Origin of the sequence: Levilactobacillus fuyuanensis (assembly GCF_003946395.1) — a bacterium.
Lineage (GTDB): Bacteria > Bacillota > Bacilli > Lactobacillales > Lactobacillaceae > Levilactobacillus > Levilactobacillus fuyuanensis.
On the sequence record NZ_RHNZ01000014.1, the window covers coordinates 1 to 12,858 of the forward strand.

General features: G+C 47.9%; 12 protein-coding genes. 11 read left to right on the forward strand and 1 reads right to left on the reverse strand.

Annotation, left to right across the window (positions count from 1 at the left end; genetic code table 11):
• Positions 1–611: 611 nt before the first annotated feature.
• From EKM73_RS08270 to EKM73_RS08295, 6 genes are all read left to right on the forward strand, one after another.
• Positions 612–2,015 carry a sugar porter family MFS transporter gene (locus EKM73_RS08270; RefSeq protein ID WP_125701491.1) on the forward strand — a complete coding sequence of 468 codons (1,404 nt, stop codon included), beginning with the start codon at positions 612–614 and terminating at the stop codon, positions 2,013–2,015.
• Positions 2,016–2,051: 36 nt separating this feature from the next.
• Entirely contained in the window at positions 2,052–3,653 is a 1,602-nt protein-coding gene (locus EKM73_RS08275; RefSeq protein WP_125701492.1) for a xylulokinase, read from the forward strand.
• Between the two features lie 17 nt (positions 3,654–3,670).
• Positions 3,671–4,399: an L-ribulose-5-phosphate 4-epimerase gene (locus EKM73_RS08280; protein ID WP_125701493.1), complete on the forward strand. Its 729-nt coding sequence runs from the start codon at positions 3,671–3,673 to the stop codon at positions 4,397–4,399.
• Between the two features lie 57 nt (positions 4,400–4,456).
• Positions 4,457–5,881 (forward strand): L-arabinose isomerase, encoded by a 1,425-nt coding sequence (gene araA, locus EKM73_RS08285; protein ID WP_125701494.1) that lies wholly within the window; start codon positions 4,457–4,459, stop codon positions 5,879–5,881.
• Between the two features lie 303 nt (positions 5,882–6,184).
• On the forward strand, positions 6,185–6,748 hold the full coding sequence (locus EKM73_RS08290; protein WP_125701495.1) for a sugar O-acetyltransferase: 564 nt from the start codon (positions 6,185–6,187) through the stop codon (positions 6,746–6,748).
• Between the two features lie 412 nt (positions 6,749–7,160).
• A complete protein-coding gene (locus EKM73_RS08295) occupies positions 7,161–8,570 on the forward strand; it encodes a sugar porter family MFS transporter (RefSeq protein ID WP_125701496.1) in 1,410 nt (469 codons plus the stop codon).
• An 83-nt stretch (positions 8,571–8,653) separates the two neighbouring features.
• Here EKM73_RS08295 and EKM73_RS08300 read toward each other — a convergent pair whose 3' ends face one another.
• Positions 8,654–8,848, reverse strand: coding sequence for a hypothetical protein (locus EKM73_RS08300; RefSeq protein WP_125701497.1), 195 nt, complete (start codon positions 8,846–8,848; stop codon positions 8,654–8,656).
• A 219-nt stretch (positions 8,849–9,067) separates the two neighbouring features.
• Here EKM73_RS08300 and EKM73_RS08305 point away from each other — a divergent pair, with 219 nt between their 5' ends.
• The 5 genes from EKM73_RS08305 (at position 9,068) to EKM73_RS08330 (ending at position 12,808) form a co-directional block, all read left to right on the forward strand.
• Positions 9,068–9,385 (forward strand): glycine cleavage system H protein (lipoate-binding), encoded by a 318-nt coding sequence (locus EKM73_RS08305; RefSeq protein ID WP_125701498.1) that lies wholly within the window; start codon positions 9,068–9,070, stop codon positions 9,383–9,385.
• A 15-nt stretch (positions 9,386–9,400) separates the two neighbouring features.
• Complete coding sequence (locus EKM73_RS08310; protein ID WP_125701499.1) at positions 9,401–10,300, forward strand: RluA family pseudouridine synthase; 900 nt, start codon at positions 9,401–9,403, stop codon at positions 10,298–10,300.
• Positions 10,290–11,066: a DUF1003 domain-containing protein gene (locus EKM73_RS08315; protein ID WP_125701500.1), complete on the forward strand. Its 777-nt coding sequence runs from the start codon at positions 10,290–10,292 to the stop codon at positions 11,064–11,066. The genes EKM73_RS08310 and EKM73_RS08315 overlap by 11 nt, the downstream gene beginning before the upstream one ends.
• Positions 11,067–11,326: 260 nt before the next feature.
• Positions 11,327–11,914 (forward strand): GNAT family N-acetyltransferase, encoded by a 588-nt coding sequence (locus tag EKM73_RS08320; protein ID WP_125701501.1) that lies wholly within the window; start codon positions 11,327–11,329, stop codon positions 11,912–11,914.
• Between the two features lie 483 nt (positions 11,915–12,397).
• A complete protein-coding gene (locus tag EKM73_RS08330; protein ID WP_125701502.1) occupies positions 12,398–12,808 on the forward strand; it encodes a hypothetical protein in 411 nt (136 codons plus the stop codon).
• Positions 12,809–12,858: the final 50 nt, after the last annotated feature.

Here is a 12,858-nt window from a genome sequence, read left to right on the forward strand (position 1 = left end):
GCGCCTTGAGACGCTGGCCAGTAACCCAGGGCTTATAGCCCTCGAGAAAACCACCCGTTCAACGGGTGGTTTTTATTTGTGCCGCTGTCAATCAATGAACTTGCACGTGGGGTTAATCGACTAACTGAGGGGGGAGTGGGCACCCAATTGTGGGGATTGTGGCAATCGCCCGATAACTAACCAACCAACTGAATGGATCGGAAATGTGGAGACGGAACTTGTCCGATTAAAAAAACATTTCCCAATAAACTGGTCTGTACCGCGAATTGATTGAAAGGGTTCGGTCGAAGTAAAAGGCTTAACTTGACGGGATTCGGAAACGCTTTCAAAAAAATAAAATTCCGCAAACCCGTGTTATAGCAAGGGTTTTCACGAGATATTAATCCGCATATAAAAAATAGGTGTTGATTTATGCGTATAAATATAATACACTAAGTTTGTTCAGAAATGAAAACGCTTCACAAAGTTAACCGGAATTTTAGGGCTGGCCGGCCAGTCTAGAAGGGTGATTAACACCAGGTGGAACTGCTTCATTTCTATCAATAGTTAAGCGGGAAAAGCCATTATTTAGTTTTTATCTTTGACCCCTTTAAACTTAGGAGGAACGAAATTTGGAAGCGAAAGCGGAAAAGAAAGTTTCAAGTAAATTCATATTCTTCTTTGGATCGTTCGGTGGAATTCTGTTCGGTTACGATATCGGTGTTATGACCGGTGCCTTACCATTCTTGAAGACCGACTGGGCATTGACTAACGCTTCATTAATCGGTTGGGTTACTTCATCAGTTATGTTCGGTGCCATCTTCGGTGCCGCAATTGCTGGTCAACTTGCCGATAAGTTAGGTCGTCGGCGGATGATCTTGTTGTCATCCTTAATCTTCGCTGTTGGATCAATCCTTTGTGGGTTTGCTCCTAACGGTGGGACTTACTACTTAATCGGGATGCGGATCTTCTTGGGGTTAGCCGTTGGTGCTGCCTCAGCCTTGGTCCCAGCCTACATGTCAGAAATGGCACCAGCGCGTTTGCGTGGTAACCTTTCTGGGATGAACCAGACCATGATTGTTTCTGGGATGTTAATTTCCTACGTTGTCGACTTTCTCTTAAAAGACATGCCTGGCAATATGTCATGGCGCTTAATGTTAGGCTTGGCTTCAGTGCCTGCCTTCATCCTCTTCTTCGGGGTTCTGAAATTACCAGAATCACCACGTTTCTTAATCAAGACTGGTAAACTCGACGAAGCACGTACCGTTCTTTCATACGTACGTAAGCCAGAAGAAATTGACCCAGAAGTTGAATCAATTCAAAAGACTGCTGAAACTGAAAAGAGTAACTTACAAAAGACTTCATGGGCTACCTTATTCAACAGCAAGTATCGTTACTTAGTTATTGCCGGTGTTGGGGTTGCGACTTTCCAACAATTCCAAGGTGCCAACGCGATCTTCTACTACATTCCACTGATCGTTGAAAAGGCTACTGGTAACGCCGCAAGTTCTGCTCTGATGTGGCCAATCATTCAAGGTGTTCTGTTAGTTCTTGGTTCATTACTCTACATCGTGATCGCTGAAAAGTTCAACCGTCGGACGTTGTTGACTATGGGTGGTACGGTTATGGCTCTGTCATTCCTGTTACCAGCTATCATCAACAAGTTAGTTCCTAACGCAAGTCCAATGATGATCGTTGTCTTCTTGTCAATCTACGTTGCATTCTACTCATTCACTTGGGCACCACTTACCTGGGTCCTCGTTGGTGAAATCTTCCCATTAGCTGTTCGGGGCCGTGCATCTGGTTTAGCTTCATCATTTAACTGGATCGGTTCATGGGCTGTTGGTTTGATCTTCCCTATCTTGACTGCTGCAATGTCACAAGAAGCTGTGTTCGCTATCTTCGGTATCATCTGTGTATTCGGTGTTCTGTTCATTCGTTTCTGCGTTCCAGAAACTCGTGGTCACTCACTTGAAGAAATCGAAGCTCGTGGGACTAACCATGGTAAGAGCAAAGAAGCTACGAACAACGACTAGTAATTCTCGATTTAAAATTATTGGGAGGTAAGTTAAATGAACTTAGTTGAAACGACTCGCGCTATCGAAGCCGGTGAGGTTTCCTTAGGGATTGAGTTAGGTTCAACCCGGATTAAAGCGGTATTGGTCACTGATGACTTCAATACTATCGCCTCAGGCAGTTATGTTTGGGAAAACCGCTTTGAAGACGGTGTCTGGACATATCCTATCGACGAAGTTTGGACTGGAATTCAACAAAGCTACACGCAAATGGCAGCCGATGTACAAAGCAAGTATCACAGTGCTTTGACTAAGATCAGTGCCGTCGGGGTCAGTGCCATGATGCATGGTTACTTGGCATTCGATAAGAGTGGCAAATTGTTGGTACCATTCCGGACTTGGCGGAACAACATCACGGAACAATCCGCTGATGAATTGACCAAGTTGTTCGATTTCAACATTCCACAACGTTGGAGTATTGCTCATCTGTACCAAGCTATCCTGAATGGTGAAGACCACGTTCGCAACGTGAACTTCATTACCAGTTTAGCCGGCTACGTAACTTGGAAATTATCTGGCGAAAAGGTCTTAGGTGTTGGGGATGCTTCTGGTGTCTTCCCAATCGATGACAAGACGGGTTCTTACGACAAGAAGATGTTGGAGAAATTCAGCAACCTCGACAACGTTAAGCAATACCCTTGGGACATCGAAGACATCTTGCCTGATATCTTACCAGCTGGTAAGGTTGCCGGTCACTTGACCGCTGAAGGGGCTAGTCTCCTGGATGCTAATGGCAACTTGGAAGCCGGTAGTGTGATGGCACCACCTGAAGGGGATGCTGGTACCGGGATGGTTGGTACGAACAGTGTGCGGAAGCGGACTGGGAATATCTCCGTTGGGACCTCATCCTTCTCCATGAACGTCTTGGACAAGCCATTGACTAAGGTTTACCGCGATATTGATATCGTGATGACCCCAGATGGCTCACCAGTAGCCATGGTCCACATTAACAACTGTTCTTCAGATATTAATGCTTGGGCTAGTGTCTTCAACGAATTTGCTGCCCGTTTGGGTGTTGAATTGAAGCCAGACCGTCTGTACGAAACGCTCTTCTTAGAAGCAGCTAAGGCAGACCCAGATGCTGGTGGATTGGTCAACTACAGCTATCAATCTGGTGAAAATATCACCAAGATCAAGGCTGGTCGTCCATTATTCGTCCGGACACCAAACAGCAAGTTTAGCTTACCAAACTTCATGCAAACTCAGTTATACGCTGCCTTTGCACCATTGAAGATTGGGATGGACATCTTGATCAATCAAGAACATGTTCATACTGATGTTATGATTGCCCAAGGTGGTTTATTCCGGACACCTGTTATTGGTCAACAAGTTTTGGCCAATGCGTTGAACGTGCCAATCACTGTTATGAGTACTGCCGGCGAAGGTGGTCCATGGGGGATGGCGGTCTTAGCTGTATATGCTAAGCGCGATACCGATGAATCATTGGAAGACTTCTTGGATCAAGAAGTGTTCACGAACCCAGAATCCATGACTTTGAGTCCAGAACCTGAAGGGGTTGCTGGATACCAGAAGTTCATCGAAAAGTATCAAGGTGGCTTGCCGGTGGAAGCTGCCGCTGGCGATGCAATTAGCGACTAAGAGAGGAAGTTAATTGAATGTTAGAGGAATTAAAGCAAGAGGTTTACGAAGCCAACATGCAATTGCCAAAGCTTGGCCTGGTTACCTTTACTTGGGGTAACGTTTCCGGGATCGACCGGGAAAAGGGTCTGTTCGTCATCAAGCCTTCAGGGGTTGATTACGACAAGCTGAAGCCTAGCGACTTGGTCGTCGTAAACTTGCAAGGTGAAGTTGTTGAAGGGGACATGAACCCATCCAGCGACACACCAACGCATACGGTACTTTACAACGCATTTCCAAACATTGGTGGGATTGTGCACACGCACTCTCCATGGGCCGTATCCTATGCTGGCGCCAACTTAGACGTTCCAGCAATGAACACGACGCACGCCGACACGTTCTACGGTGATGTTCCAGCGGCCGATGCATTGACCAAGGAAGAAATCGAAGAAGACTACGAAGGCAATACGGGTAAAACCATTGTCAAGACCTTCAAGGAACGTGGTTTGGATTACGAAGCTATTCCAGCCGCTCTGGTTAGTCAACATGGGCCATTCGCTTGGGGTCCTACTCCAGCTAAGGCCGTGTACAATGCCAAAGTTTTGGAAGTGGTTGCTGAAGAAGATTATCACTCCATGCAATTAACCCATAAGAACCTGGAATTGCCACAATATCTGTTGGATAAGCACTATTACCGTAAGCACGGTAAGAACGCTTATTATGGGCAAAACAATGCCAAGTCGCAGAGTCATGCGGCGCGTGAATAATCTGGTATCAATTGCTTCATGAATAACAATCAATTATATAGAAGGAGTGCTTAAATTATGTTATCAGTTCCTGATTATGAATTTTGGTTTGTTACCGGTAGTCAACATCTCTATGGTGAAGAACAATTGAAGTCTGTTGCCAAGGATGCTCAAGACATTGCCGACAAGTTAAACGCAAGCGGCAAGTTACCTTACAAGGTTGTCTTCAAGGATGTTATGACGACTGCCGAAAGCATCACTAACTTCATGAAGGAAGTTAACTACAACGATAAAGTTGCCGGGGTTATTACCTGGATGCACACGTTCTCTCCAGCCAAGAACTGGATCCGTGGGACTGAATTGTTGCAAAAGCCATTACTTCACTTGGCTACGCAATACTTAAACAAGATTCCATACGCTGACATTGACTTTGATTACATGAACTTGAACCAAAGTGCGCATGGTGACCGTGAATATGCTTACATCAATGCTCGTTTACAAAAGAACAACAAGATCGTTTACGGCTACTGGGGTGACGAAGAAGTCCAAGACAAGATTGCTTCTTGGGAAGATGTTGCTGTAGCTTACAACGAAAGCTTCAAGGTTAAGGTTGCTCGTTTCGGAGACACCATGCGTAACGTTGCCGTTACTGAAGGTGACAAAGTACAAGCACAAATCCAAATGGGCTGGACTGTTGACTACTACGGTATCGGTGACTTAGTTGAAGAAATCAACAAGGTTAAGGATGCTGACATCGACAAGGAATACACTGACTTGGAAAGCAAGTACACCATGGTTCAAGGCGACAACGATGCTGACAAGTACAAGCATTCAGTACGTGTTCAATTGAAGCAATACCTTGGAATCAAGAGCTTCTTGGAAAAGGGTGGCTACACTGCCTTCACCACGAACTTCGAAGACCTCTGGGGTATGGAACAATTACCTGGTTTAGCCGCACAATTGTTAATTCGTGACGGTTATGGCTTCGGTGCCGAAGGTGACTGGAAGACCGCTGCTCTTGGCCGTGTCATGAAGATCATGTCCCACGGTAAGAAGACTGCCTTCATGGAAGACTACACACTTGACTTACGTGAGGGTCACAAGGCTATCCTTGGTTCTCACATGCTGGAAGTTGACCCAACTATCGCTTCCGACAAGCCTCGTGTTGAAGTTCACCCATTGGACATTGGTGGTAAGGCTGACCCTGCACGTCTTGTCTTCACTGGTTCAGAAGGTGACGCCATTGACGTTACTGTCTCTGACTTCCGTGACGGCTTCAAGATGATCAGTTACGCCGTAGCTGCCCACAAGCCAGAAGCTGAGACTCCTAAGTTGCCAGTTGCTAAGCAACTCTGGACGCCAAAGGTTGGCCTTGAAAAGGGTGCCTTAGCTTGGATGCAAGCCGGTGGTGGTCACCACACTATGCTCTCATTCGCTCTGACTGAAGAACAAATGGAAGACTTTGCTACTATGGTTAACATGAACAAGGCATTCATCAAATAGTCATTAATGACTGAAAAAATGGTTGGGGTTGCCGAGAGCAGCTCCGGCCATTTTTGTTTAACCAGTCAAGCGGCCGACGATTGTGACGTGGAATGGGTAAGTGAGACAGTGAAAATGTGGTCAGGTAGGTTCTAGATGTTGAGTCGTCGTTCTCAGCAACGTCTTGAGGCGTTGATTGCGCACTGAGAGACGATTGAACTCGTTGCGAGGCTGTGGTGACCGGTTCTAGCTGTGCTTGTTAGCTATTGTGTGTTGTCAGATCGGATCGTGGCTTCAACAGGAACGTGCAAGGAGGAAGAGAATATGGGAAAATCAGAAAAAGAGAAAATGATCACCGGTGAGTTGTTCGACGTTTATAACGACGAATTGGTTGCCGAACGGGGTGCCGCTCGTAAGCAAGTCGAAGCCATCAATGCTTTAGGGGAAAGCGATCCCGAACAGAGTGAAAAGCTCGTTAAGAAGCTCTTTGGTTCCACGGGTAAGGACGTTAGTGTTCATGCGAGCTTCAAGTGTGATTACGGCTATAACATCTACGTGGATGAGGATTTCTTTGCCAACTATGATTGTGTGATGCTCGATGTTGCCCCTATTCGAATCGGGAAACATTGCTTATTAGGGCCCAAGGTACAGATCTATTCCGTGAACCATCCGGCAGATCCTAAGTTGCGACGTAACGGTGCCATGGGTATCGGTAAGCCTGTGACCCTGGGCGATGATGTCTGGGTCGGTGGTGGTGCCATTATCTGCCCTGGCGTAACGTTAGGGAATAACGTGATCGTTGGTGCTGGTAGCGTGGTCACGAAGTCTTTTGGAGACAACGTGGTTGTTGCAGGTAATCCAGCCCGGGTCGTTAAGCACTTAGATTAGACCGACTATACCAGGTTCAAAGGGTGAAAGATACCTTTGAACGGTAATCCATTATTAAGTGACTCATCAGAACGCTTCCATCCTTATGGGTGAGGGGTTCTGATGAGTCACTTTTTTTGTGATAAAAAGTCAATTTGCGAAAAAACTTTTAGAGCAAGCGGTTGCTTTCATACCGGGATTTGTTAAAGAAAGCGCTTTGAAAAATCATCCGCACAATCAAAAACACTATTGATTTATCCGTATAACTGTTCTAAAATACTTGTATTGCGTTTGTGAAAACGTTTTACCTAAATTCTGGTAAACACCGGTTTTCCTGACGTTGAAACGATAACTATGATTTATCGGACCAATTTACCTTTAGCCCGATTTGGCACAGAGAGAACACGCAGAGACATTGGGAGGTATTTTTAAAGTGAAAGGCAACAAGAAAATTTCAAGCGGTTACATCTATTTCTTTGGCTCCTTCGGGGGGATTTTATTCGGTTATGACATCGGGGTCATGACGGGGGCATTACCATTCCTCGAGACGGACTGGAGCTTGTCCAACGCAACACTAATTGGCTGGATCACTTCAGCCGTTATGTTTGGGGCTATCTTTGGTGGCGCGCTTTCTGGTCAACTGTCAGATAAGCTTGGGCGGCGGAAGATGATTCTGCTTTCAGCCTTGATTTTTGCGCTGGGGTCCTTGATGTCCGCCATGGTGCCTAACCTGGGCGAATACTACCTGATTGGCGTCCGAATCTTCCTTGGTTTGGCCGTAGGGGCTGCTTCAGCGCTAGTGCCAGCCTACATGTCCGAAATGTCTCCAGCACGGTTACGAGGCCGGTTAACGGGGATCAACCAGACGATGATTGTCTCCGGGATGTTGATTTCCTACGTTGTCGACTTTCTTCTGAAAGGGTTGCCAGAAGCCTTCGCTTGGCGACTGATGCTTGGCTCCGCTGCAATTCCCGCAATTATTTTATTTGCTGGGGTGCTCCGGTTACCAGAATCACCACGTTTCTTAATTAAAAATGGGCAATTAGACGCCGCTCGAACGGTCTTGAGCTACATTCGTCCGGCTGATGAAATTGAAGACGAGATTGCGACGATTCAAAGCACGGCTAAAACGGAAAGTGTTGCTGCTAAGAATACCTCTTGGGCAACGTTATTCTCCGGTAAATACCGTTACCTAGTGATTGCTGGGGTCGGTGTCGCGGCTTTCCAGCAATTCCAAGGTGCCAATGCTATTTTCTACTACATTCCACTGATCGTGCAACAGGCTACCGGGAGCGCTGCTAGCAATGCTCTGATGTGGCCAATTATTCAAGGTATTATTCTCGTTGTTGGGTCCTTAGTCTTCCTGTGGATCGCCGATAAATTCAATCGGCGGGCACTGTTGATCTTGGGCGGGGCCGTCATGGGTCTGTCCTTCCTATTGCCAGCCTTCCTGAATGTGACGCACCTCAACAGTAACCCCATGTTGATTGTGGTCTTCCTGTCCATCTACGTGGCGTTCTACTCCTTCACGTGGGCGCCGCTGACCTGGGTGCTGATTGGGGAAGTCTTCCCATTGGCCGTCCGTGGTCGGGCTTCCGGCTTGGCTTCATCCTTTAACTGGATCGGGTCATTCGCCGTAGGTCTGTTATTCCCAGTCATGACCGCTGCCATGTCTCAAGAAGCTGTTTTCGCCATCTTTGGGGTAATCTGCTTGCTGGGTGTGGTTTTCGTCCGGTTCTGTGTTCCAGAAACTAAGGGACGGACGCTGGAAGAAATCGAACAACAGGGGACGCATGCTAAGGAAACCGAAACCTTGGCTGCCTCTGAGGACTACACGGAGTAATTTAATAGACGACAAAAAAGTCACAAGTACCTGCGATTTAGTTCGCAAGTCCCTGTGACTTTTTAGCAGTTGATTACTGAACTCTAGATGAAGCAGACCCAGCTACCCATGCCCAACAATCCAATTCCAACGACTGTAAAGATAATCAGTAAGGTCCTCGTGTCGGCATCGGCCTTGTGGTTTGTTTGTGGAAATAACTTAAAGATGATAAAAATCAGCAACGCAATTCCCGCTAATAGTATTAGTGTCCCCGTTAAGATATTGTGCGACATCATCATAATTTTCTCCCCCTTTAACTGGTTTTATTATAACGACTCGGCCAGACTAATGCCAGAAAAGGGTGAAATAATTCCCGCCACTTCTATGCCTATGTTAAAATGTATCGTGATTAGAAGAATTTTACCCACGCCTACTGCAGTTGCAGTCGGGTTATCAAATAAGCAATTAACGAGTGTCAATTTGTAATCAGAACTAACAGCACATAAGGGGTGACGAGAATGATCGACAAGCCAGAAGTAAGTGCCAGTGCTCTGTGGCTGACACCATTGGAACAAGGTATCATCCGCATCGGATTCGCCGATGACGGGCGAGAACTGTTAGGTCCCGTTCAGAAGATTACGTGGCAGGTTACAGAGGGGCGGGTCCACTTAGGGACGCCATTTCTTATTGTCAGTGGCGCGAACGAAGAATTAACGTTGCATTTCCCGTTTGCTGGGCGAATCGCGCAGATCAATGAAGCATTAGCCGCTCACCCGGAATGGCTGAACGACCGCAACGACGACCTTGATTGGATGGTCGACCTCGCGATTGAATAGAAGGGAAATTATGGCATGGAATTAACGTGGCAGGTAACAAATCCAGTGACGAGTCTCAAACGGTTCTTGAACCAGCAGGGTGTTAGTCACCGCGTTTTTAGTGACTTGAAAGAAAATGGGACGATTCGGGTTAATGACACGGTCGTCACTCCCGCAGTAACCCTGAAGGTGGGGGATGTAGTGGCGGTTACGCTACCTGCTGAAGCAGATGATCCCGACGTGGCGACGAGCACAGTCCCCATCACCGTTTTGTTTGAAAATCGGGACTGGTTGGTGATCGACAAGCCAGCCGGTCTCAACGTGGTGCCTGGGCCTGCTAACCGGACGGATACCCTGGTCAATCGGATCAAGGGTCACTGGGCGCAAACGCAGGCTGAGAATCGGGTGCCCCATATCTTAACGCGGTTGGACCGGTTCACCAGTGGGGTGGTCTGGGTTGCCCGGCACCGTCTGGCTAATAGTCTTGCGAGTCAGTTGCAGGCCCAACATCAGGTGGATAAGCGGTACCTGGCCATCGTTAGCGGTCGATTGTCGCAGGACCACGGCATGATCGATGAGCCATTGGCGAGTGATCCAACTGGCTACAATCAGATGGTCTCACCGGCTGGCAAGCCGGCGCAAACCGAGTACTGGGTCAAGGAACGCTTTGCCCAGGCCACGATGGTGGAAGTTAAGCTACACACGGGACGGACCCATCAGATTCGCGCCCACTTTGCTTATTTAGATCATCCCCTGATTGGCGATCACCTCTATGATGGTCCCGAAATGGGCGGGATGACACGGCAGGCCTTGCATGCGCATACTTTGAGTTTTACCGACCCCTTTACCCAAGAGGGTCGGTCTTTTATCAGCGAGGTACCTGCGGATTGGCAGCAGCTCGTTAAGCAATTAAGGAGTGACATGAATGGCAGATGAACAATTTCACTGTTTGGTCGATGGTGACCCTGTTTCTTTAGAGGGCAGCCTGCGATTGGCAGAATTAGACGCTGGGCTGAGAAATCGAATTAAGCGGGATTATCCGCAGAGTAAGCCGACTGACTATATCTGTGGCCATCACCTCTTAAAGTACCGTCTGGAGCACGTGGACGCCCTAATCAATGCCGATATGAAGCAGACTAAGAAGATCAATCAGAAGCTGACGAAGGCCCTGCAGAGCGATGACTACGATATTATTGACGTGAATGATAGCTTGTCAGAGAGTCTGACATTTGGGCAGAAGGTATCCGATGATGTGGCTCGTTTCGGTGGTTCCTGGGGCTTTATCTTTGTTTTCATGTTCGTCTTGATTGGCTGGATGATCGTCAATGGTCTGCATTTATTTGGGGTCAACTTTGACAACTACCCCTTCATTCTGTTAAATTTAGTACTAAGTTGCGTGGCGGCAATTCAGGCACCCATCATCATGATGAGCCAGAATCGTTCCGCCGATCGTGATCGCATGATGGCTGAAAACGACTACCATGTCAATCTGAAGTCGGAGCACGAGCTTCGTTTGCTTCACGCTAAGGTCGATCACCTCGCACAGAATCAGGTCCCCCATACAATGGAGATCGCACGTTTTCAACTTGAAATTTTAGGCGAAATTCGCCAAGAACTAGCCGAATTACGGGCGCACGACGCCGGAAGTTCAGATTCGGCAAAACGAAGGGAGTCCCCCCATGAGAACATGGATAACAGCTAGCGCCTTATTTGCCGTTGGACTGATATTTGGCAAGCGGGCCGCTGATCGTAAGGCAAGTAGTCTTAAACGGCTTGTCAGCGAAAATTAAGCTGGGTTTGGTGACGTCAATTCCGACGCTATAGTTCGGATTAGGCGACCAGCCAAACGTCATGACCGCTACATAAGTGAGTGGCAAGCTTTCCGCTCAGTTTGGCAAAATCTTTGACAAACACTGCATCCTCCATTAGGCTAGTGAGAGAACTAGAAATGGAGGATTTTTTGTGATAATTCGCGAGGCTCAACCAACGGACGCTCCTCAGATAGCGCCGTTGATGAACTTGATCTACGATGAGATGGAACTGACAGATTTGGAAGACGTTCCCGAACCCGACTTATTGAAGGCCATTACGGCGGCGTACCGGACCCGGACATACTTGTCTGGACCGGCAACCACAGTGGTGGCCGAGGCCGATGGCCAAGTCGTGGGGATGGCCTTTGGCTACCCCGGAGAACGAGAAGAAACTGTGGACGATGTCTTTACGCAAATCACTGCCAAGAGTGCTGCGTTTGACGTTCCGTTTGAAACCCAGTCGGAAACGGCTAAGGGTGAGTGGTACCTGGATTCACTGGCTGTGTCGCCCGACCATCAAGGGAAGGGGATTGGCCACCAGCTACTGCGGGCGCTGCCACATTACGCGCGACGGGACAATCAAGCTGTGATCGGTCTGAATGTGGACCTGGAGAATCCGGCCGCTATGCGTTTGTATAAGCGTATGGGGTACGAAGTTTCCGGTGAACAGATGATTGGTGATCACCACTATTATCACATGCAACTAGAGATTGGGCAGCGTGCCCGGGTTGCGAACTAACTAGATAGTGACGTGAGAGGCCGGGATAATTGTCCTGGCCTCTCTTTTAGAAAATGCTGTGGGCATAAATGAAATTTTATTTGGCCGTAAATATTGGTATAATACTGATTGCCGGTAAGCGAGTATGACAACCATGGCCCGAACAGTACCTGTAAATATTGGTATGGTGAGGGTCGATTATTGCGATTAAAAAACGTGTTGTGTTTATTATTTGTGACTGCAGAAGAGCGTATACAGATTAAAGACTAGCGTAGCCGGAGGAGGCCAGGGGTGGCACCGGCCGTGATAGTGGTGTTAGACCGGGTGATTTTTCCCGGCCTTACAGCGCGGGACGCGTTTGGAAACTCGCATGATCCTAGCGAGGTTTCGAACCGAGCTGGAAGCCCGCTCTTTGGCTGCAAGCGATCCCCACACAGCGGCAGAACCCCTGGCAGCCGCAGGCGACAGTGTTCAATCTCAACGATATTTAGGAGGAATAATCACATGAAAGACAATATTCAAATGGGTGACGATGAGTTTGCCCAAATGATGCTGGTTCTGAAAGAACCCGTCACGCAGGCTAACCACAAAGAATTCAAATTCCTTGATGGGACCGAGACTGGCGAAATGCAGGAGATTGCGCCCGACATCTGGGCAATGCCAGCTTACATGCAGGAAGACGATGATTTTACCATGTTCTTCCTGACCACGCAGATCGAATCCGGCGAGACCGTGATGGCGTTTGCGACTGGGGAGACGGCCGATGGCGACTTCCGATTGAGCCAACCAATGGTGACCGGAGCCGGGCTGAACCTGTTAAATGAGCAACAACCCAACCGGGCCAAGCGGGTTTTGAAGTTCTTGAACGACATCTCCAAGGCTGATCAGGGTGACTGGCGGATGGTCAACGACTAAACAATTTGATTGTTTAGTCCCTGACCCCCTGGGTACGATTGTTCTTGACA

Excerpts from the sequence above, each read along its gene's own strand:
- EKM73_RS08275 (WP_125701492.1), top strand. The coding sequence starts at position 2,052 with ATGAACTTAGTTGAAACGACTCGCGCTATCGAAGCCGGTGAGGTTTCC.
- EKM73_RS08280 (WP_125701493.1), top strand. The coding sequence starts at position 3,671 with ATGTTAGAGGAATTAAAGCAAGAGGTTTACGAAGCCAACATGCAATTG.
- araA (WP_125701494.1), top strand. The coding sequence starts at position 4,457 with ATGTTATCAGTTCCTGATTATGAATTTTGGTTTGTTACCGGTAGTCAA.
- EKM73_RS08290 (WP_125701495.1), top strand. The coding sequence starts at position 6,185 with ATGGGAAAATCAGAAAAAGAGAAAATGATCACCGGTGAGTTGTTCGAC.
- EKM73_RS08300 (WP_125701497.1), bottom strand. The coding sequence starts at position 8,848 with ATGATGATGTCGCACAATATCTTAACGGGGACACTAATACTATTAGCG.
- EKM73_RS08305 (WP_125701498.1), top strand. The coding sequence starts at position 9,068 with ATGATCGACAAGCCAGAAGTAAGTGCCAGTGCTCTGTGGCTGACACCA.
- EKM73_RS08310 (WP_125701499.1), top strand. The coding sequence starts at position 9,401 with ATGGAATTAACGTGGCAGGTAACAAATCCAGTGACGAGTCTCAAACGG.
- EKM73_RS08315 (WP_125701500.1), top strand. The coding sequence starts at position 10,290 with ATGGCAGATGAACAATTTCACTGTTTGGTCGATGGTGACCCTGTTTCT.
- EKM73_RS08330 (WP_125701502.1), top strand. The coding sequence starts at position 12,398 with ATGAAAGACAATATTCAAATGGGTGACGATGAGTTTGCCCAAATGATG.